Annotated in this window: 20 protein-coding genes and 1 tRNA gene; 8 read left to right on the plus strand and 13 right to left on the minus strand. The window is 68.5% G+C overall.

Going from position 1 to position 20896, the window contains the following annotated elements:
* Positions 1 to 47: 47 nt before the first annotated feature.
* The 8 genes from GRF61_RS04145 to GRF61_RS04180 all read left to right on the plus strand — a co-directional run bounded on the left by GRF61_RS04145 (position 48) and on the right by GRF61_RS04180 (position 8732).
* Complete coding sequence (locus tag GRF61_RS04145) at positions 48 to 1823, plus strand: MotA/TolQ/ExbB proton channel family protein (protein ID WP_169149452.1); 1776 nt, start codon at positions 48 to 50, stop codon at positions 1821 to 1823.
* A gap of 14 nt (positions 1824 to 1837) precedes the next feature.
* Entirely contained in the window at positions 1838 to 2248 is a 411-nt protein-coding gene (locus GRF61_RS04150; protein WP_133588907.1) for a biopolymer transporter ExbD, read from the plus strand.
* A gap of 10 nt (positions 2249 to 2258) precedes the next feature.
* Positions 2259 to 2969 carry a hypothetical protein gene (locus GRF61_RS04155; protein WP_211165734.1) on the plus strand — a complete coding sequence of 237 codons (711 nt, stop codon included), beginning with the start codon at positions 2259 to 2261 and terminating at the stop codon, positions 2967 to 2969.
* 59 nt (positions 2970 to 3028) lie between these two features.
* Positions 3029 to 4828 carry a putative porin gene (locus tag GRF61_RS04160; protein ID WP_169149453.1) on the plus strand — a complete coding sequence of 600 codons (1800 nt, stop codon included), beginning with the start codon at positions 3029 to 3031 and terminating at the stop codon, positions 4826 to 4828.
* A 10-nt stretch (positions 4829 to 4838) separates the two neighbouring features.
* Complete coding sequence (locus GRF61_RS04165) at positions 4839 to 5519, plus strand: hypothetical protein (RefSeq protein WP_169149454.1); 681 nt, start codon at positions 4839 to 4841, stop codon at positions 5517 to 5519.
* Positions 5516 to 6451: a peptidylprolyl isomerase gene (locus GRF61_RS04170; RefSeq protein WP_211165735.1), complete on the plus strand. Its 936-nt coding sequence runs from the start codon at positions 5516 to 5518 to the stop codon at positions 6449 to 6451. Before GRF61_RS04165 ends, GRF61_RS04170 begins: the two co-directional genes overlap by 4 nt.
* Positions 6452 to 6486: 35 nt before the next feature.
* The gene (locus GRF61_RS04175; RefSeq protein ID WP_169149455.1) at positions 6487 to 7014 is read left to right on the plus strand and encodes a YbjN domain-containing protein; all 528 of its coding nucleotides are present in this window, start codon (positions 6487 to 6489) and stop codon (positions 7012 to 7014) included.
* Between the two features lie 527 nt (positions 7015 to 7541).
* Positions 7542 to 8732 (plus strand): alkaline phosphatase family protein, encoded by a 1191-nt coding sequence (locus GRF61_RS04180; protein WP_169149456.1) that lies wholly within the window; start codon positions 7542 to 7544, stop codon positions 8730 to 8732.
* A 148-nt stretch (positions 8733 to 8880) separates the two neighbouring features.
* Here GRF61_RS04180 and GRF61_RS04185 read toward each other — a convergent pair whose 3' ends face one another.
* The 13 genes from GRF61_RS04185 to GRF61_RS04245 form a co-directional block, all read right to left on the minus strand.
* Positions 8881 to 9333, minus strand: coding sequence for a DUF1178 family protein (locus GRF61_RS04185; protein ID WP_169149457.1), 453 nt, complete (start codon positions 9331 to 9333; stop codon positions 8881 to 8883).
* 28 nt (positions 9334 to 9361) lie between these two features.
* Positions 9362 to 9446 (minus strand) — tRNA-Leu (locus GRF61_RS04190).
* Between the two features lie 7 nt (positions 9447 to 9453).
* Positions 9454 to 9714, minus strand: a complete 261-nt coding sequence (minE, locus tag GRF61_RS04195) for a cell division topological specificity factor MinE (protein ID WP_133588894.1) — start codon at positions 9712 to 9714, stop codon at positions 9454 to 9456.
* Position 9715: 1 nt separating this feature from the next.
* Positions 9716 to 10528 carry a septum site-determining protein MinD gene (minD, locus tag GRF61_RS04200; RefSeq protein ID WP_133588892.1) on the minus strand — a complete coding sequence of 271 codons (813 nt, stop codon included), beginning with the start codon at positions 10526 to 10528 and terminating at the stop codon, positions 9716 to 9718.
* A 32-nt stretch (positions 10529 to 10560) separates the two neighbouring features.
* The gene (minC, locus tag GRF61_RS04205; protein WP_169149458.1) at positions 10561 to 11322 is read right to left on the minus strand and encodes a septum site-determining protein MinC; all 762 of its coding nucleotides are present in this window, start codon (positions 11320 to 11322) and stop codon (positions 10561 to 10563) included.
* 75 nt (positions 11323 to 11397) lie between these two features.
* Positions 11398 to 12264: an Hsp33 family molecular chaperone HslO gene (locus tag GRF61_RS04210; RefSeq protein WP_169149459.1), complete on the minus strand. Its 867-nt coding sequence runs from the start codon at positions 12262 to 12264 to the stop codon at positions 11398 to 11400.
* Positions 12261 to 12662, minus strand: coding sequence for an ArsC family reductase (locus GRF61_RS04215; RefSeq protein WP_169149460.1), 402 nt, complete (start codon positions 12660 to 12662; stop codon positions 12261 to 12263). Before GRF61_RS04215 ends, GRF61_RS04210 begins: the two co-directional genes overlap by 4 nt.
* A gap of 84 nt (positions 12663 to 12746) precedes the next feature.
* A complete protein-coding gene (locus tag GRF61_RS04220; RefSeq protein WP_169149461.1) occupies positions 12747 to 13079 on the minus strand; it encodes a DUF3175 domain-containing protein in 333 nt (110 codons plus the stop codon).
* 112 nt (positions 13080 to 13191) lie between these two features.
* A complete protein-coding gene (locus GRF61_RS04225; protein WP_169149462.1) occupies positions 13192 to 13746 on the minus strand; it encodes a type 1 glutamine amidotransferase domain-containing protein in 555 nt (184 codons plus the stop codon).
* A gap of 141 nt (positions 13747 to 13887) precedes the next feature.
* Complete coding sequence (locus GRF61_RS04230; RefSeq protein ID WP_169149463.1) at positions 13888 to 16203, minus strand: Tex family protein; 2316 nt, start codon at positions 16201 to 16203, stop codon at positions 13888 to 13890.
* A gap of 142 nt (positions 16204 to 16345) precedes the next feature.
* Positions 16346 to 17203 (minus strand): tetratricopeptide repeat protein, encoded by an 858-nt coding sequence (locus tag GRF61_RS04235; RefSeq protein ID WP_169149464.1) that lies wholly within the window; start codon positions 17201 to 17203, stop codon positions 16346 to 16348.
* A 118-nt stretch (positions 17204 to 17321) separates the two neighbouring features.
* Positions 17322 to 18170, minus strand: coding sequence for a D-hexose-6-phosphate mutarotase (locus GRF61_RS04240; protein WP_169149465.1), 849 nt, complete (start codon positions 18168 to 18170; stop codon positions 17322 to 17324).
* Between the two features lie 3 nt (positions 18171 to 18173).
* Positions 18174 to 20861: a GNAT family N-acetyltransferase gene (locus GRF61_RS04245; protein ID WP_169149466.1), complete on the minus strand. Its 2688-nt coding sequence runs from the start codon at positions 20859 to 20861 to the stop codon at positions 18174 to 18176.
* Positions 20862 to 20896 lie beyond the last annotated feature (35 nt).

Below are 20896 nucleotides of genomic sequence, written 5' to 3' on the forward strand. Positions count from 1 at the left end.
CCCAACGCATAACCATGCATATCCCAAGCGTTTCTGGAGAATCACTCATGCGCCGCATCCTCTTTCTCGCGCTCATGCTGCTCGGCGCCGCCCTGCCTGGCCTCGCCCAGGCCTGGTGGCAGCCGGAATGGGCCTACCGCAAGCCGATCACCCTGGACGCGACGCCGCAAGGCGCCGCCATCGGCAGCGATGCCGGCCGCGCGCCGGTGCTGGTCCGCCTGCACACCGGCAACTTCGGCTTCGAGGGCGTGAGCGAAACCGGCTCCGACCTGCGCTTCGTCGCCGGCGACGACAAGACCGTGCTCAACCACCAGATCGAACAGTTCGACCCGCTGCTGGGCATCGCGCTGATCTGGGTGGACGTGCCCAGCCTCAGCAGCGGCGCCAGCCAGCAGGTCTGGATGTACTACGGCAACCCGAAGGCCCCGGCTTCCGGCAACGGCCAGCTCACCTTCGATCCGGACTACACCCTGGTCTACCACTTCGCCGAAGCCAACGTGCCGCCGCGCGACACCACCGCCTACGCCAACCACGGCCAGAGCACGGTGGCGGCGGCCGACGGCACGGTGATCGGCCGCGGCGCCCGCCTGGGCAACGCGCCGCTGCTGCTGCCGGCCTCGCCCTCGCTGGCGCTGGCGGCCAACGCGCCCTTCACCTTCTCTGCCTGGATCCGGCCGGAGCAGGTGGATGCCGAGCAGGCGCTGTATGTGCGCCGCGACGGTGCCGGCGAACTGTTGATCGGCCTTGCCCAGGGCATTCCCTATGTGCAGGTAAACGGCCAGCGCAGCACCCCGGCGCAACCGGTGCAGGCGGCGCAGTGGTCGCACATCGCGGTGCGCAGCGACGGCCAGAACATCACCCTCTTCGTAGCCGGCCGCCCGGCGGTCACGCTGGCCGCCGCCACCCCGGCGCTGAACGGCGCGGCTGCCGTTGGTGGCGACGTGCCGGGCGCAGCCACGCCGCTGGCCGCCTTCAACGGCGCCATCGACGAGTTGCGCTTGTCCAAGACGGCGCGTCCGGACGCCCTCATCCTGGCGGATGCGATCTCCCAGGGTGCGGACTCCCGCCTGACCGCCTTCGGCGCCGATGAGCAGCAGGCCGGCAAGAGCCACTTCGGCTTCATCCTCGCCGCCATGCCGCTGGACGCCTGGGTCGTGGTCTTCCTGCTGGGCATCATGATGGTCGTCTCGTGGGCCATCATGATCGGCAAGAGCCGCAGCTACGGCGCCATGGCCCGCGCCAACGACAGCTTCATGGCGGCGTTCCGCCAAACCGCCGGCGCGCCGCTGGACCAGCTGGCCCGCTCCGAGCGCGTGCCGGCCGAGGTGAAGAACGATTCGCCGCTGTGGCGCCTGTATGAAGTGGCGGTGGCCGAAATGCGCTACCGCCAGGAGCGCGGCTACGACATCAACGCGGTATCCGCCGCCACCATAGGCGCGATCCGCGCGGCGATGGACGGCGTGATGGTGCGCGAGAACGAGCGCATGGCCCGCCGCATGAACTGGCTCTCCACCACCATCGAAGGCGCGCCCTACGTCGGCCTGTTCGGCACCGTGATCGGCATCATGCTGGTGTTCGTCGTCGCCGCCATGGCCGGCGCGGTGGACATCAACTCGGTCGCTCCCGGCATGGCCGCCGCGCTGTTGTGTACCGCGGCCGGCCTGGGCGTCGCCATTCCCGCGCTGTTCGGCTACAACTGGCTGGCCGCCCGCTCGGAAGCGATCGGCGCCGACATGGCGGTGTTCGTGGATGAGTTCTCCACCCGCCTCGCCGAAGAGCAGGGCGAGGGCCGCCAGCACCGCCCGGCGCTGCAACGGGCTTGACGGGGCGAACGACCATGGCCATTGCAGCCAAGTTCGGGCCCAAGAAACGGGCCGGCGGCATCAACATCACCCCCTTCGTCGATGTGTTGCTGGTGGTGCTGGTGATCTTCATCCTCACCAGCAACGCCAGCGTGCCCGGCATCCGGGTGGATCTGCCGAAGGCAAGCTCCGCCGTTCCACTGGAAAAGCCCAAGACCAAGGCGATCACCATAGACAACGCCGGCCAGGTGTTCCTGGACGCCTACCCGGTGACGCTGCCGGAGCTGGAGTCCCGCCTGCGCACCGAGAAGGCGCTGACGCCGGACTTTCCGGTCATCGTCCGCGGCGACGCCTCGGTGCAGTACGCCAAGGTGGTCGAGGTGCTGGACCTGCTGCGCCGCATCGAGTTGAACCAGATCGGCCTGGTGACGGGCAAGCCGGCTTGAGGAGGACCAGGTGAAACCTCCTTATTCCACGACGCCGCAGACGGTCTCCGCTGGCCGCCGGCTGTGGCGCCGCTGGGGCGGGCTGGTCACCGGCGTGGCGATCGCCGCCGCGCTGGCCGCCTTGCTCTGGTACCTGCTGGCCGACACCGCCAGCACCAAGCGCGAGGTGGCAGCCACGCCCATGCTGATGCTGCCGCCTCCACCCCCGCCGCCGGAGCCGGAAAAGCAGCCGGAACCGGAAAAGGTCGAGCCGCAGGTGGTCGAACCGCTGCCCACGCCCATCGAGCCGATGGATCAGCCGCCCGACGATGCGCCGCCCAGCCCGTCGGAGGACGTCGGCGACCCGGTGACCATAGACGGCGAAGCGCAGGCCGGCGGCGACGCCTTCGGCATCGGCGCCGGACGTGGCGGCGGCTCGGTCGGCGCCGGTCGTGGTGGCCCGGGCAATTCGGCCTACGCCGGCTACGTTTCCAGCGTGCTGCAGCGGACCCTGGCGCGCGACCCGCGCACCCGCCAGCTGGTGTTCGACGACATCCGCCTCGACCTCTGGCTGACCCGCGAAGGCCGTGCGGTGCGCGTCGAACTCGTGGATGGCACCGGCGACGCCGCGATAGACCGCGCCGTCATCGAGCTGGTCCGGCAGATGGAGCAGCTGGACGAACGTCCGCCGGCCTCCATGCGCTATCCGATGCGGGTCTCCATGAAGGGGCGCCGTCCATGAGCACCGGCCGGCCCACTACCCAACCCGCAGTTTCCCCCTCCAACTCTGTGAACCCATCCATGAGTCCAGTGACCCTTTCCGATCGTCGCGCCCCCACGGGCCGCGGCATCAACCGGCCGGCGCAGGCCTCCGGTATCAAACTCGCCACCGCCACCCTGGCCTCCCTGATCGCGCTGCTGGGCAGCACGGCGGTGCAAGCCCAGGCGCCGGCGCCCACCGAAAGCGCGATGGTGAAGCTGATCCGCGGCCTGATCGATAGCGGCGCGCTCGCCCGCGACGTCGGCGAAGCGCTGCTCGCCCAGGCCCAGACCGAGGCCATGGCGGCCCAGCAGGCGCAGCGCCAGGCCAGCACCGCCGCCGCCCAGCCGCAGCCGGGTACCCGCGCCCAGGCCGGCGACGTACGCGTGCCCTATGTGCCGCAGACGGTGCGCGACCAGATCCGCGACGAGATCAAGGGCGAAGTCATGGCTCAGGCCAAGGCCGAAGGCTGGGCCGCGCCCAACGAGACGCCGGAATGGACCAAGCGTATCCGCGTCGAAGGCGATCTGCGGGTGCGCAACGAATCCCGCCTGTTCTCCGGCGGCAACAGCAACATCCAGAGCGACTGGGCGAAGCTGAACGACGACGGCCCCTACGACGTCAATCCCAACACCTCGCTGTCCCTGCCGCCGCTGATGAACACCCGCAAGGACCGCGAGAGCCTGTTCCGCATCCGTGCCCGTCTCGGCATCTTCGCCGACCTCTCCGAGCGCACCCAGGCCGGCGTGCGCATCGCCACCGGCAGCGACGACAGCCCGGTCTCCACCACCCAGACCCTGGGCGGCGGTCTGGGCAAAAAGGAAATCTGGCTGGATCAGGCCTGGCTGTCGCACCGTCCGGTGGACTGGCTGACCATCGTCGGCGGCCGCTTCGGCAACCCCTTCTTCTCCACCGACACCCTGTTCTCCGGCGACCTGAACTTCGACGGCATCGCCGCCAAGTTCGACAAGACCCTGGCCGCCAACAAGGATGTGGAACTGTTCGGCACCGTGGGCGTGATCCCGCTGGAGTACTCCTCCGACAGCTTCCCCGGCACCAGCCAGGACAAGATGAAGAGCGAGAACAAGTGGCTCTTCGGCGCGCAGATGGGCGCGGCCTGGAAGGTGAATGCCGACAACCAGCTGCGCGGCGCGCTCGCCTACTACAACTTCAGCAACATCACCGGCAAGATCTCCGACCCCTGCGCGCTGTACGCCGGCGCCGACCACTGCAGCACCGACTGGTCGCGCCCCGCCTTCATGCAGAAGGGCAACACCCTGATGCTGCTGCGCGACATCGCGCTGGACCCGACCGATCCCGCCAACACGCCGATGCCGCAATACGTCGGCCTGGCCTCCAAGTTCCGCCTGCTGGACCTCAACTTCCGCTGGGATACCAAGGCCGTCGGCAACATCCCCCTGCGGGTGGATGCCAACTACATCCGCAACCTCGCCTACGACGAGGACGGCATGTGGCGCCGCGCCCGTGGCGGCATCGTGAACAACTTCGGCAACACCGGCGGCACCGGCCAGGCCGACTTCGAGAGTGGCGCCAACGCCTACATGCTGCAGGTGACCTACGGCAAGCCCAGCCCGTCCGCCCGCGGCGACTGGAACATGCTGGCCGGCTACAAGTACATCGAGCCGGATGCGCTGCCGGATGGCTACAACGACTCCACCTTCCACCTGGGCGGCACCAATGCGCGCGGCTACTTCCTGGGCGGCTCCTACGCGATCGACAAGAACACCTGGTTCACCGGCCGCTGGATCTCGAGCAAGGAAATCTACGGCCCGCCGCTGTCCATCGATCTGCTGCAGCTGGAATTCAACGCCCGCTTGTAAGGATGCCCACGTGAACCACTCCCTTGATGGCGGCCGCAAGCCGGTCGCCCCGCGCTGGAGCCTGCTGGCCGCGCTGCTGCTGTGCGCAGGCGCCCACGCCCAGCAGGGCGGCAGCATGGAAGAACGCCTGCGCACCCAATTGCGGGTGACCACCACCCAGCTGCAGCAGGCGCAGAACGAGCTGGCCGCGCTGAAGGCGGCCGGCCCGACAACACCAGCCAGCGGCGAAATCGATGCGATGAAAGCCGAACTGAGCAAGCTCAAGGCCGAACTGGCCGGCGAGCGCGCAGCGCGGCAGAAGACTCGCGAGGAGTCGCTGCGCGTGCGCGACCAGGCCGAAGGCGTGCTGGAGAAGAGCAGCGCCCAGGTGGCGCAATACCGCAACGCCTACGACGAACTGCTCAAGCTCGCCCGCAACTCGGAGGCCGAACGCCAGCGCCTGATTGCGGCGGACAAGCTGCGTGGCGAAGCGCTTGCCCAGTGCGAGGCGAAGAACCTGCAGTTGTACGAAACCGGCAAGGAAATCCTGCGCGCCTATGAAACCATGGACGTGGCGACGGTGATGTCTGCCCGCCAGCCATTCGCTGGCGCCGCCCGCGTCAAGCTGGAAGAAGCAGCCCAGCAGTACGGCGACACGCTCTACAGCAACCGCTTCGATTCCAGCAGCGTGAAGTTGGAGGAGGCGAAATGAGCGCGCGCCTTTCGAATGGTCATCATTCCCTGCGTCGCCTGCGCGCCTTCGCCGCCATGCTGTTGGCGCTAGCCGCCGGCGGTGTGTGGGCGGCCGACAACGGCGGCCAGACGGTGGCCAGCGCTGGCGACCTGAGCATCAAGCAGCAGGAGCTGGAAACCACGCTGCGCAAGCTCGACGCCAACGAACGGCAGGCCCTGCGTAGCGATCCGGCGGGCGTCGAACGCTGGCTGCGCCAGCGCCTGGCCGGCGAAGCCCTGCTGCAGGAAGCCCGCCGCAAGGACTGGGCCGCGCGGCCGGAGGTAAAGGCCCAGCTGGACGCGGCGGTGCGCGAGGTGTCGGAGCGCATCATCGCCAACAGCTACCTGGAATCCGTCGCCAAGGTGCCGGAGAGCTATCCCTCGGATGCCGAGTTGCGCGCGGCCTACGAGCAGGAGAAGGCCAATCTGCAGGTACCGGCTTTCTACCAGCTGGCGCAGATCTTCCTTGCCGCGCCGGCGGGCGATGCGGCGGCGGTGACGCGCACCCGCGCCAGTGCCGAAGCGCTCGCCAGGCAGGCCGCAGCCGGGGATTTCGCCGCGTTGGCGCGCCAGCACTCGCAGGACGAAAGCTCCGCCGCCCGTGGGGGTGAAGTCGGCAGCCTGCCGCTGGCGCAGATGCTGCCGGAGATGCGCCCGGTGGTCGCCGGCATGAAGGCGGGCGAGGTGCGCGGCCCGGTGCAGTCGGCCGCCGGCTTCCACCTCGTCAAGCTGCTGGCCAGCACGCCGGCACGCGTCGCCACGCTGGAGGAAGTTGCGCCCCGCCTGCGCGCGGCACTGCGCCAGCAGCGTCTGCAGCAGCAGATCGCCAGCCACATGGACGGCCTGGTGCCGGCCACCACCGTGAAGATCGATAGCGCCGCCGTTACCGCGGCGCTGAACAAGGCCGACTGAGTCGGCACGAACACCTTTTACATCCAGGAGTAGCAATGAGCGGCAATCAGGAAAACGCTAAGAGCAACGAGATCACGGCGCCGGTGCTGGCGGCGGTTGGCCCGGAGCAGCTGGGCGAGGCCATCAAGCTCGCCGGCTGCGCCGTCACCCCGGTGGAGCAGAACGGCGTCATCCGCCTGCACAGCGCCAGCCACGGCGTGGGCTTCCAGGTGCTGTGGGGCAACCAGCTCGCCGCCGGCCAGTACGCCGACTTCACCTTCAGCTGCCCGCTGCGCATCCAGGGCGGCAGCCTGCCGGACGGCCTGCTGCAGGAGTGGCACCGCAGCCGCCGCTTCGCCCGCGTCTCCCAGCATGGCGAGTTCATCGCGCTGGAGATGGACGTGCTCGTCGCCGGCGGCGTCACCAGCGGCCACCTGACGGTCCAGGCCCAGCTGTGGACGCAGATGATGGGCCAGTTCTTCGTCTATCTGCGCAACTACAAGGCGGATGCGGAAGCGGCATCCACCGGAGGTGGCGAGGGCGCAGCCCCCGCCGTTGAGGAAGAGGCGGCGAACGCCGCCTGAAGCGAAGGCTCGCGCAAAGCCTGCCCTGTAGTGGCATCTCCTGTCTGACGCGGCAAGGGCTGCGCCGGGCGGCGAGGTTGAGGGGCCTCCCGCCCACTGGTGGTTACCGTGGTGACCGCCTTACAGGCGACGCCTTGAGGGATGCATGACGAGGCGGGCTCGATGCGGCCGGAGAAGGAGGGAAGCCTATCGAGTCAGAAGCAGATTGAAGGGGGGCGCCCTGTTGCCGCAGCGTCCGGAGAGGTCCGGCCACGGGCGACGGGGTGCGGATCGGGCAATGTGCCGGTTGGCGCATTGCCCGATTTTTCGTTGCGGGCTGTACCTTGCCTGGTCCCGGCTCCGGTTTCCGCTACCCCGGGGGAAACCGCCAGCGGAATTGGAAGCCTACGCCTCGGTCCACCTTCCGCTCACTTGCGACACCATCCACGTTCGCCAAGAATGGCTCTCCGCCGGAGCGAACCGCGCCAGGAGCGCTTCGCATTGCGCCTATTAGCCCGCCCGTGCCGCCTCACACCAAGGACTCCCCGATGCTGGATGCACGCCTGTTCCCCTTGCCGCGCAACGCGGTGTGGCCCGATTACGGCAGCCACGGCCTGCTGGGGCTGACACGCGCCCTCGGGAGCTGGCTGCAGGGGCATGAGGAATTGACCTTGCCCGGTTTGCCACCGCGCCAGCCGCGCGGCGTGGTGCTGCTGGTGATCGATGGCCTGGGCGACACCTTCCTGCAGCGCCTGGGGCAGGGCAGCCGGATGCATGCGCAGCAGCTGGCGCGGCTGACCTCGGTCTGCCCCTCGACCACCGCCAGCGCGGTCACCACGCTCTACACCGGGCTGGCACCGGCGGAGCACGGGCTGACTGGCTGGTTCATCCAGGACAGGCGCTTCGGCGGCGTGATCGCGCCACTGCCATTGCAGCGCCGTGGCGGAGGGCGGCTGCGTGGGCCCTTCCTCGGTGCGCGCCTGTTTCCTTACCGCACTCTGGCACAGCGGGCGCGGCGACCGGTATCGGTGCTGACGCCGGCCGAGCTCGCGCCCTCCGGCTATACATTCCGCCACACGAGAGGGGCCAGGGTGATCGGCTATCCGCAGCTGAAAGACCTGCTGCCGGCCGTCCTGGACGAAGCCGCGCGGCTGGACGGGCGCGGGCTGATCCATGCCTATTACCCCGGCTTCGACGCTCTCAGCCACAAGCTGGGGCCATATGCGAAGGAAGTGCAGGGCCTGTTCGGCCGGCTGGATGAACTGTTCGCCGCGCTGGCGGCCGGGCTGCGTCGGCACGGGATGACGTTGCTGGTGACCGCCGATCACGGTTTCATCGAAGCGCCGGAGGAGCGCCACTACCGCCTGGACGCGCGCTCGCCGGTGCAGGCCATGCTGGCCGCGCCCCTCTTAGGCGAGCGGCGGCTGGCCTTCTGCCAGGTGCGCGCCGGGGCCGAGCAGGAGTTCGAGGATTTCGCCGCCCGGGATCTGGCCGGCCGGGCGGTGGCGGTGCGTTCCCGCCGGCTGCTGGCCGCGGGCCTGTTCGGGCCGGGACCGCGGCATGCCCGCCTCGCCGAGCGGCTTGGCAACTACGCGCTGTTGATGGAGGCGGGGCACACGCTGTCCGACCGCTTGCCGGGAGAGGACGAGCTCAGGATGCGCGGCGTGCATGGGGGATTGAGCGGGGAGGAAATGTGGATTCCGCTGATCCACGCGGGCGCGGAAGGCGAGGACGCGTAGTCTCCCGGCAAGCCTCTCCGGAAGGGAGGCTGAGCCACATCCCGGGAAGAAGGCGCGGGGGAGCGGGGGCGGAGCGCATCCAGGCAGGGCGATGGCCTCATGCATCCGGCCGCGCCGAGCGGAGCAGCCCGCCCGGCTCGCAGGCTGCTCAGTGCAGGTCTTCTTCCGCCGGCGGCAGGGGCAGCGCCATGATGCCTTCGTCCAGCAACTCGCCCAGTTCCCGGACCGAAGCGGCGCCGCGGATGGAACGCGCCTCGCTCTCGCCGTAGTGGATCTTGCGGGCTTCCTCGGGGAAGCGGGCGCCGACATCCTCTGCATCGTTGCCCATGCGCCGCAGCGCGGCAATGGCCTGGGCGAGCATCGTGCCGGTGTCTGCGGGCAGCGTCGGCACATCGGCCGGCTTGCCCCGCGGCGGGAGTTCCGCCGGCCCTGCGCTGCGAGTCTGCACATAGGGTGCGCTGGGCAGGCGGCGGATCTGGGTGGAGTCGCACACCGGGCAGGAGATCTGCCCGGCTTGCTGTTGCGTTTCAAAGGCGTCGCTGGAGGCGAACCAGCCTTCGAAGCGATGATCGCGCCCGCAGCACAGGTCGAGGACGATCATCGAGCCGCGCCCGGCGGGAGCAGGGCGGTGGTACCCGGAGCGGGGGTCGAACCCGCACGCCTTGCGGCTTCGGATTTTAAGTCCGATGTGTCTACCAATTTCACCATCCGGGCATCGTGGTCAGCGTCCCTGCTCGGGCAGGACGATGTTGACCTCCAGGACTTCGTAGTTGTCCTGCTTTTCCAGCTGAACCTTGATGTCGTCCGGGTTGACCGCGACGTACTTGGAGATGACCTCGATGAGTTCCTTCTGCAGCGCAGGAAGGAAGTCGGCCGCAGCGGCCCCGCCGCTGCGCTCGTGGGCGATCAGCAGCGACAGCCGGTTCTTGGCGATATCGGCTGTGCGCTTCTTTTCGCCGAAGAGGCGGGCAAGCAGGGACATGTCACTTGCCTCCGAACAGGCGCTTGATGAGGCCGGGCTTCTCGTAATTGACGAAGCGCAGCTCGCGGTCTTCGCCGAGGAAGCGGGAAACCACGTCCGCATAGGCCTCGGCGACATCGGTGCCTTTCAGGTGGATGGCCGGCGTGCCCTGGTTGGACGCATGCAGCACCGACTCGGATTCCGGGATCACGCCGATCAGCGGCACCCGCAGCAGTTCCTGCACGTCCTTGTAGGACAGCATTTCGCCATCTTCCACCCGCTTGGCGGAGTAGCGCGTCACCAGCAGGTGTTCCTTGACCGGCTCGCCGCCTTCGCGGGCGCGCTTGGACTTCGACTGCAGGATGCCCAGGATGCGGTCGGAGTCGCGCACCGAGGACACTTCGGGGTTGGTGGTGACGACGGCTTCGTCGGCGAAGGTCAACGCCATCACCGCGCCGCGCTCGATGCCGGCCGGCGAATCGCAGACCACGTAGTCGAAGCCCATGTGCTCCAGTTCCTTGAGCACCACCTCCACGCCTTCCTCGGTCAGTGCGTCCTTGTCGCGCGTCTGCGAGGCGGGGAGGATGAAGAGGTTCTCGCAGTGCTTGTCCTTGATCAGCGCCTGGTTGAGCTTGGCTTCGCCGTTGATGACGTTCACCAGGTCGTACACCACGCGGCGTTCGCAGCCCATGATGAGGTCGAGGTTGCGCAGGCCGACGTCGAAGTCGATGACCGCGGTCTTGAAGCCGCGCAGGGCGAGGCCGGAGGAGAAGGCCGCGCTGGTGGTGGTCTTGCCCACGCCGCCCTTGCCGGATGTTACGACGATTACTCTCACGGTTTCCCCTTGTTGGATATGGCTGGCGCTGCTCAGTCGAGCTGCAGCGCTTCGATGGTCAATGTCTGTTCTTTGCCGGCGCCGCCGAGGCGGACGACGGCCGCGCGGCCGCCCACCGCTTCGGGGACGCCACGTTCGAAAGTGCGATACACCCCGGCGATGGAAACCAGCTCGGGGCCGAAATTGGTGGCGATGATGCGGGCGCCGGCGTTGCCCTGGGCTCCAGCCAGCGCACGGCCGCGCAGCGGGCCGAAGCAGTGGATGCTGCCGTCGGCGATCACCTCTGCGCCATTGCTTATGCCGGCGAGCAGCACCAGATCGCCGCCGCGGGCATAGACCTGCTGGCCGGAACGCAGCGGCCGGTCGACGAACAGGGTGTTCGGCTGCGGCGCGCTCACCACCGGTTGCGGTGCCGCGACCGGCGCCGGCGCGGCGGCAGGCGCGGCTTCGGCGGCAGGGCGGTCGCGCAACTCGGCGCCATCCAGGATCGCCAGGCCGGCCTGGCGGGCGGCCTGGACCAGGGCTTCAGGCAGGTTGCGCACGCCCACCGGCTGTAGCTGATAACGGCGGAACAGGGACAGCAGGCCGGCCCAGTCGATGCGCGCAGGTGCCTGCGACAGGCCGGAGAAATCCAGCACCGCAGCTTCACCGTTGAAGAAATCCGGCATGCCGCCCATCAATTTGTGCAGGGCGTCGGCCAGGCGAGCCGGTTCCGTCTCACGCAGGACCGCAACGGTGGCACCCAGGGCCGAGTTGCGGAATTCGATGGAGCGGGCGGAGGCGGCAGCGGACATTGGGCGGAGGGCTGTCAAAATCAGCGAAGTCTACTGAGGGGCGGCGCTTCCGGCAAGGCCGCCCGCCGCCGGGCCTCAATGCAGCGTGGGCGGATGGAACAGCGCATCCACGTCCGCGCGGTCGAAGCGGTAGGTGTGGTTGGAGAGATCGTCATGCACCACGACCTCGCCATGCTCCTGCAATACCGCACGCACTTCGTCTTCGCCCAGGCCCTGCAGCATGGAGGACACCTTCTCCCGGTCCGGCGGCCAGTGGTGGATCACCGGCCGTGGCTCGAACAGGCGTACGTCCTCCTCGGCAAAGAGGCGGCCGAGCAGGGTCTCCGGCGGCAGGCCGAGCAGTTCCTCCGCCTTCACCGTCTGGGCAAGGTGATGGACGCGATCCCAGCCATCCACATCCCGCAGGTCGGCGCCCGGCAGTTTTTGCAGGAAGAGCGCGGCGGAGGCGATCGGGTTGCTGGCCAGCCACAGCCCGGCAGGCTGTTGCTCGGATTGGGCGAGGTAGTGGGTGAAGACCTCGGCGATGCTGTCGCCCTCCAGCGGCACCAGGCTCTGGTAGGGCTGCTCCAGCCCGGCGATGTCCAGGCTGAGCTGCAACCGGCCGTCGCCCACCAGTTCGCCCAGCGTGCTGCCGCGCAGTGCGCCTTCCGCCTTGGCGTAGCCGCGCAGGTTGAGCTCCTCGCTACAGTCCACCACCAGCAGGCTGACCGGCCCGCGGCCCTGGATCTGGAAGGTGAGGCGGCCAGGCTGCTTGAGGTTGCCGGAGATGACGCTGGAAACCGCGCTCATCTCGCCCAGCAGGCGGGCCAGCTCGGGCGGGTAGCCGCGACCTTGCTGCAGGGCTTGCCAGACATCATCCAGGCGGACGACGGCGCCGCGGATGTCCAGCGCTTCGAGCATGAAGCGTTGCACGTAGCTGGAGGGAAGCTTGGGCTTGCTCATGCATTTTCTCCGGCGGAAAGCGCGGTGGCATAGGCGGCGGGGTCGAAGCCAACCAGCAATTCACCATTGGGCAGGGCGAGCACAGGGCGGCGGATCAGGCTGGGGTTTTCCACCATCAGGGCGATGGCTTCTTCATCCGAGCCGATGCTCTGGCGTTCCACCGGAATCTTGCGCCAGGTGGTGCCACGGGTATTCACCAGTGCCTTCCAGCCCAGGCTGGCAACCCAGGGGCGGAGCAAACCGGCATCCAGGCCGTGCTTGCGGTAGTCGTGGAAACGGTATTCCTGGCCGTGCGCCGCGAACCAGGCGAAGGCCTTCTTCATGGTGTCGCAGTTGGGAATGCCGTAGCAGACCGGCACGCCGGCGGGCGCGGCGGCGGTTGGGGAAGATGCTTGCATTGGATCTCTGTCCGGATTAGGTGCGGCGGAAGCGCGCCAGTTTACTACGTCCGCGGGATGGCCCGCCGCTCGCCGGGTAGACGCTCAGTGCGTACGGTGCAAGGGCGGAGGCCGCTGACGCGGCTTGCCGTAGAGTGCGCGCAATTCATCCTTGGCCGCGTTCAGCGTGCGGCGGCGTTCGCGGGGCAAGCGCCGGCCGGCGCGGTTCAGGTAGAAATTCAGCATGGACATGGCAGAGCGGAAGGGATCGCTCTTGCGACTGTGGCTGGCCTCAGCGGAGTGCTTCAGCGAGCGGGCGATCCTGCGCGGATCGTCGCCGCTGAACACCCCGCGCTCCAGGTCCATGGCGTGGCTGGTTTCGGTGACTTCCTGCGACCAGCGCCGGGGGCGCCGGCCCGCTTGCTTGCGGGTGCTCATGCGAGGCCTCCTTACGTACCGGGGGCCGAGGCGCCGCAACTTGCCCGCGCCGCGGCCAGATCTCCGTCGGCGGTGAGGCAGCGCCAGCGGCTGCCCCAAGCCCTTGCCGGTCTCAGACCAGCTCTTGCAGCAGCGCCTGGTTGAAGGCGGGGATATCGTCCGGCTTGCGGCTGGTGACCAGCTTGCCGTCCACCACCACTTCCTCGTCGCGCCATTCGGCGCCGGCGTTGGTGAGGTCCTGGTGCAGGCTGGGCCAGCTCGTCAGCTGCTTGCCCTGGGCAACGCCGGCGTCGATCAGCGGCCAGGGTCCGTGGCAGATGGCTGCGATCGGCTTGTTCTCATGCGCGAAGGCGCGGATGAAGTCCAGCGCCTCGCGGCTGAGGCGCAACTGGTCGGGGTTGGCGACGCCGCCGGGCAGGACGAGCGCATCGAAGCCGGTGGACGCGGCTCCGCGCACATCCATCTCCACCGCGAAGCGCTCGGCCGGCTGCAGGTGGTTGAAACCCTGCACATCGGCGCCCCTGGGTTTGGGCGCGAGCAGGGTGACCTGGGCGCCATGCGCCTCCAGGAAACGGCGGGGCTCGGTGTATTCGACCTGCTCGACACCGTCGGTCATCAACACCGCGATGTGCTTGCCCTGCAGGCTTTGTTGCGGCTGGGTCTGCATATCGGTTCCTCCTGTGTGCAACGAAAAGGGAAGGGGAGCATCCGCCCCCGGCGTCTGCCCCCCTTTCCTTGCATTTTGCGCTCCCGGCCTTGCGTCACCGCGGCCGCCCGGAAGCCGGTAGAAACGACAAATGCTCCGCGCTCAGCGACCCTTGGCGCGGGCGAAGGCGGCCGCCAGCGCCCCGCTGGCCGCTGGCCGCTGTTCCTCGCGGCGCTGCGGCGGACGGCTGTTGCGGTTGCCGCCGTTGTTGTCGCGGCGGCCGTTGTCGTCGGCGCGGCGCGGCGCGGCTTCGTCGGACAGGCGCATGGTCAGCGCGATGCGCTTGCGCTGCAGATCCACCTCCAGCACCTTGACCTTGACCACGTCGCCGGCCTTGACCACCGAGTGCGGATCCTTGACGAAGCGTTCGGACAGCGCGGAGATGTGCACCAGCCCGTCCTGATGCACCCCGATGTCCACAAAGGCGCCGAAATTAGTGACGTTGGTGACCACGCCTTCCAGCAGCATGCCGGGGGCCAGGTCCTTCACTTCCTCGACGCCGTCGCGGAAGGTGGCGGTGCGGAACTCGGGGCGCGGGTCGCGGCCGGGCTTTTCCAGCTCGGCGAGGATGTCCTGCACCGTGGGCAGGCCGAAGCGCTCGTCGGTGAACTCGGCCGGCTTCAGCGACTTGAGGAAGCTGCCGTTGCCCATCAGCTCGCGCACCGTCTTCTGCACCCGGCCGAGGATGCGCTCGACCACCGGGTAGGCTTCCGGGTGCACCGCGGAGGCGTCCAGCGGGTTGTCGCCGGTAGGCACGCGCAGGAAGCCGGCGGCCTGTTCGAAGGTCTTGGGGCCGAGGCGGGCGACCTCCTTCAGCGCTTCCCGGTTGGGGAAGGGGCCGTTGGCGTTGCGGTGCTCGACGATATTGGCCGCCAGCGTGGCGTTGAGGCCGGAGATGCGTGCCAGCAGGGGCGCAGAAGCGGTGTTCACATCCACGCCGACCGCGTTGACGCAGTCCTCCACCACCGCGTCCAGGCTCTTGGCCAGCTTGCCCTGGTTCACGTCGTGCTGGTACTGGCCGACGCCGATGGACTTGGGATCGATCTTGACCAGCTCCGCCAGCGGGTCCTGCAGGCGGCGGGCGATGGAGACGGCGCCGCGCAGCGACACGTCCACATCCCGGAACTCGCGGGCGGCCAGCTCGGAGGCGGAATAGACCGATGCGCCGGCCTCGGACACGGTGATCTTGGTCGCCCGCAGGTCCGGATGCCGCTTCAGCAGGTCGGCGGCCAGCTTGTCGGTCTCGCGCGATGCGGTGCCATTGCCGATGGCGATCAGCTCCACGTTGTGGCGCTTGGCCAGCACCGCCAGCGTGGCGATGGAGGCCTCCCAGTCGCGGCGCGGTTCGAAGGGATAGACGGTGGCGGTGTCCACCAGCTTGCCGGTGGTATCCACCACCGCGACTTTGACGCCAGTGCGGATGCCGGGGTCCAGGCCCATGGTCGGGCGGGCGCCGGCCGGCGCGGCCAGCAGCAGGTCCTTGAGGTTGCGGGCGAAGACGTGGATGGCCTCTTCCTCGGCGCGCTCGCGCAGCTGGCCCATCAGTTCCAGCTCCAGGTGCAACGAGATCTTCACGCTCCAGGCCCAACGCACGGTGTCGGCCAGCCAGCGGTCGGCGGGGCGGCCCTGGTTGCGGATGCCGAAACGGCTGGCGATACGGCCTTCGCAAGGGTGGGGAGCGGTTTCGTCCGGCCGGTCCACATCCAGCGAAAGTTTCAGCACGCCCTCATTGCGGCCCCGCAGCAGCGCCAGCGCGCGGTGGGAGGGCATGGCGGCGACCGGCTCGGCGAAGTCGAACCAGTCGCGGAACTTGGCGCCTTCGTTCTCCTTGCCTTCGATGACGCTGGAACGCACCTTGCCGCTGTCCTGCAGAAAGCTGCGCAGCTCGCCCAGCAGCGCAGCATCTTCCGCGAACTGCTCCATCAGTATCTGGCGGGCGCCGTCCAGCACGCTCTTGGCATCGGCGAAACCAGCCTCGGCGTTGAGGAACCTGGCGGCCTCCTGCTCCGGTTCCAGCATGGGGTCGGCGAGCAGGGCTTCGGTCAGCGGCGCGATGCCGGCTTCGCGGGCGATCTGCGCCTTGGTGCGGCGCTTCTGCTTGTAGGGCAGGTAGAGGTCCTCCAGGCGCTGCTTGGTGTCGGCGTGGTCGATGTCGGCGCGCAGCGCGGGTGTCATCTTGCCTTGCTCCTCGATGGAGGCGATGACGCTGGCGCGGCGGTCTTCCAGCTCGCGCAGATAGCCCAGGCGCTCTTCCAGCGTGCGCAACTGGGTGTCGTCCAGCCCGCCGGTGGCTTCCTTGCGGTAGCGGGCGACGAAGGGAACGGTGGCCCCCTCGTCCAGCAGTTGGACGGCGGCCATGACCTGGCGTGGGGAAACGCCGATTTCCTCGGCAATACGGTGTTCGATCGGAGGCAGCATGCTCTTGGGAATGGATGCCCGGATGGAGGCCGGGTCGTTCAGGGAAGGCTGGAGGCGCCGCCGGGGTGGCGCCCGAGGAAGGCGGCGATGGTGCCAGCAAGGCGGCCGCGCGGGCAAGCCCGGCGGCGCCTGCGGCACCGGCTCAGCGGTTGAGCAGCGCCGCCAGCTCGGCGCGGAACTCGCGTACCAGCGGGTCGGCACCCATCAGGTCGAACAGTTGCAGCATGGTCTTGCGGCCGATGTCATCCCGATAGCCGCGGTCGCGACGGACGATTTCCAGCAGATGCCGCAGTGCCGGCTCGTAGTCGGCCTGGCCGGCGAGCAGGGTCGCTAGGGCGAAACGGGCGTCGAGATCCTCCGGTGCCGCCGCCAGGCGCGCCTCCAGCTCGGCGGCGGAGGCCGTCTGCGGCTGGTTGTTGCGCAGAGCGAGGCGGGCTTGCAGGGTCTTCAGCCTGTCCTCGTCGCGGGCGCGGTATTCCAGCGCCTTGATCAGCGAGGCGGCGGGTTCGAGGTCGCCGTTGTCGATGCGCAGCTCGATCTGGTCCAGCCGCGCGGCTTCGAAGGCCGGATCCCGGGCCAGGGCCTCGTCCAGCACTGCGAGCGCCGCCGGAATGTCGCCGGCCGCGGCGAGGCGGCGCGCTTCCAGCCGCAGCGGTTCGGCCAGCGAAGGCAGGTGCGGTTCGAGGAAGGCGCGGATGCGGCTCTCCGGCAGCGCGCCGCTGAAGCCATCGACGATCTTGCCATCGACGAACAGGCGCACATCCGGGATGCCGCGCACGCCATAGCGCTGGGCCAGTGCCTGTTCGGCATCGGAGTCCACCTTGGCGAGCCGGAAGCGGCCGCCGTATTCCTCGGCAAGCTTCTCCAGGATGGGTTTGAGCACGCGGCAGGGGCCGCACCAGGCGGCCCAGAAATCCACCAGCACCGGGGTGTGATAGGAGGCCTGGATGACCTTGGCCTCGAAGTCGTCGCCGCGGACGTCGTCTGCGTAGTTGTTCATGCTTGTTCTCCTCGTGACAACCTGAAGGAGATGGGGGCGCCTGTGCCGGTATCAAGCTTGGCGCTGCAGGCGCCAGGGGCGGGCTGGGGGAGGCCGGCTGCCCGGTCCGTCGCCCGGATCAGAGCGCGATCAGCGTCTGCCGGCCCCACCAGCGCTGGCCGGGCGCAAGGTGGATGGGATGATTGGCGGCCGCGGCCTCCACGCACAACATGCGGCGGAAGCCATCCGCCGGCATGTCGGCCAGCGCGGCGCAGCGCTCCTCCCACGGGTTCCACACCACCACGTCGGGGAAGCCCTCGCTGTTCAGCCCGAGGCTGCGGTCGTACTCGCGCAGCAGCAGTGGCCGGACGCTGTCGCGGTAGATGCGGTCGGTTTCATCCTCCACCAGCACCGCCTCGCCGCTTTCGCGCTTGAGCTTGCCGCCGTCGGCGGTGTCGCTGTAGGTCAGGCCGTACAGGCCTTCCAGGCGGGATTCCTCGACTTCGCGCACCCGCAGATAGGTATGCAGCGCGGCGGTGAAGTCGAAGGGAGTGTCGCCGGTGTTCTGCACATCCAGCTCCATGTCCAGCCGGCTTTCCTCGATGATCACGCTCAGTTCGAGCGAAAAGCCCTGCGGCCAGAGCGCACGGGTGCCTTCGTCGTCGCCCAGGCAGAGGGTAACCAGGGCGAAGTCGTCGCCGGTGCGCTGCTCGGCCACGCTCCATTCCCGGCTGCGGGCGAAGCCGTGCTTGGGCAGAGCGCCCTGGCCGGCGAACTGGGGGAAGCAGACCGGCACGCCGCCGCGTATCGGCGTCTGGCCGTCGAAGACTGCCTTGTCGCTGAGGTAGAGCCGTTCTTCGCCCTGGGCCGGGGCCCAGGACAGCACTTGTCCGCCAAACAGGCTCACCACCGCGCGGGCGCCGGCGCGGGTGGCCAGGCGCAGGGCGGGGATGCCGTGAAAATCGATGGTGTCGATGGAAGGACCCATGCATCAATCCTGCAGGGAGAGGACGCCGAGCTTGATGGTGCTGTCGTCCGGGTCGTTGGAGAGTACGAAACCCAGGCCCTGCACGAAGCGCAGCATGCGCTCGTTGTTGGCGAGGAAAACGCCGTTCATGTAGGTGAGGCCCTTGTTGCGGGCAGTTTCGATGAGGGTGCCCATGAGGCGCCGCGCGAGGCCGCGGTGCTGCCAGTCGTCGGCGACTACCACCGCGAACTCGCAAGACTCGCCATCCGGATTCACCGCATAGCGGCAGACACCGATTTCCTTCTCCACGCCGTCCTGCTGGACGGTGGCGAGGAAGGCCATCTCGCGGTCGTAGTCGATCTGGGTGAGGCGGGCCACCATGGCCGGCGGCAGCTCGCGCATGGTGTTCATGAAGCGGTAGTACTTGGTCTCTGCGGAGAGGCCGCGGACGAAGTCGATCTCCAGCTCCGCGTCTTCCGGCTTGATCGGGCGGATGGTGATCTCGGTGCCGTCCGGCACCGTCCAGCGGCTGATCAGGTGGGAAGGGTAGGGGTGGATCGCCATGTGGTCGTAGCGATCCGCAGTGGGGGCGACGTTCTCCACCACGATACGGGCATCCACCGCCACGGTGCCGGCTTCGTCCACGATCAGTGGGTTGATGTCCAGCGTCGCGATCCACGGCAGCTCGCAGACCATCTCCGACACCCGCAGCAGCACCAGCTCCAGCGCCTCCATGTTGATCGGCGGCAGGTTGCGGAACTGGCCGAGCAGGGGATAGACGCGGGTGGAGCGGATGAGATCGTGCACCAGGTAGTTGTTCAGCGGCGGCAGCGCGACCGCCAGATCGCGGTTGGCTTCCACCCGGTTGCCGCCTTCGCCGAAGGTGATCACCGGGCCGAACACCGGGTCGCGGCGCACGCCGACCACCAACTCGCGGCCGTTGCGCTTGAGGATCATCGGCTCGATGGCGACGCCGTTGATGGTGGCGTCCGGCCGGTTGCGCTTCACCTCGTCGAGGATTTCCTGGTAAGCAGTACGCACCGCCGCCAGGCTGCCCAGGTTGAGGCGCACGCCGCCGGAATCCGATTTGTGGATGATGGAAGGAGAGTCGATCTTCATCACCACCGGCAGGCCGATTTCCTCGGCCAGCACCATGGCCTCGGTGGCGGAGCGGGCGATCACGGTCTGCGCGATGGGAATGCGGAAGGCGGCTAGCAGCGCCTTGGATTCCATCTCGTTCAGTACATTGCGGCGCTCTGCCAGTGCGGTCTCTATCACCAGCCGCGCGCTTTCGATGGACGGCGGTGACAGGTGCGACAGCGGCGCCGGCGTCTGCATCAGCAGCTTCTGGTTGCGGTAGTAGGCGGAGATGTGGCTGAACAACTCCACCGCCGGCTCCGGTGTGCGGAAGGTGGGAATGCCGGCCTCGATGAAGCGGTGGCGGGCCTTGATCACCAGCTCGTCGCCCATCCAGCAGGTCACCACCGGCTTGTCGGCGGTACGTTCCAGCTCGATCACCGCGTCGGCCACGCCGTCGGGGTCGGTCATCGCCTGCGGCGTCAGCATCACCAGCACGCCATCCACGTTGGGCCCTTCCAGCACCGCCTGCAGCGCCTTGCGGTAGTGGTCTACGTTGGCATCGCCCAGTACGTCCACCGGGTTGCCGCGCGACCAGTTGGGCGGCAGGCAGGCGTTGAGCTTCTCCATCGTGCCCTCGGAGAACTCCGACAGCGGAATGCCGAGGTCGCCGGCCCGATCGGCGGCCATCACACCCGGCCCGCCGCCATTGGTGATGACGGCCAGGCGGTTGCCGCGCGGGCGGAAATGGGAGAACAGCGCGTTGGCGGCGGAGAACAGCTGACCCATGTTGTACAGCCGGATCACGCCGGCGCGGCGCAGCGCAGCATCGAACACCGCGTCGTCGCCGACCTGGGCGCCGGAGTGGGACAGGATGGCGCGAGAGACGTCCGGATGGCGGCCCACTTTCATCAGCAGCACCGGCTTCACCCGCGCCGCGCCGCGCAGCGCGCTCATGAAACGGCGCGCATCCCGGATGCCCTCCACGTAGAGGAAGATGCTCTCGGTGCGCGGGTCGGAGATCATGTACTCCAGCACTTCGCCGAAGTCGATGTCGGAGGAGGAGCCCAGCGACACCACCGCCGAGAAGCCGACGTTGTTCGGCTTGGCCCAGTCCAGGATGGCCGCGCACAGCGCGCCGGACTGGGAGATGAGGCCGATCGAGCCCTTGTTCGCCCGCGCATGGGCGAAGGTGGCGTTGAGACCCAGTTCGGGCCGCATCAGGCCGATGCAGTTGGGCCCCAGCATGCGGATGCGGTGGCGGCGGGCAGCCTCGAGCAGCTTGCGCTCCAGCAGGGCGCCGCGCGGCCCCGCCTCGGAGAAGCCGGAGGAGAGCACGATGGCCGCGCGCACGCCGGCGCGGCCGCAGGCATCCATCAGCGCCGCCGCTTTTTCCGCCCGTACCGCGATGACCACCAGGTCCAGCCGGTGGGGCACATCCTCCACCGATTTGTAACAGGGCACGCCGAGGACTGTCTCGTGGCTCGGGTTGATGGCGAAGAGGCGGCCCTTGTAGCCCGCTTCCAGCATGTTGCGGATGAGCACGTTGCCGAGCGAGTTTTCCCGCTCGCTGGCGCCGATGATGCCGACTGAGCGCGGCTCGAAGAGGGAGGTGAGATAGTGTTTTTCTTTCATCGGACGACGACCTCGAAGGAAGCGGTTCGAGGCGG

Source organism: Azoarcus sp. TTM-91, from assembly GCF_012911025.1.
GTDB lineage: Bacteria > Pseudomonadota > Gammaproteobacteria > Burkholderiales > Rhodocyclaceae > Azoarcus.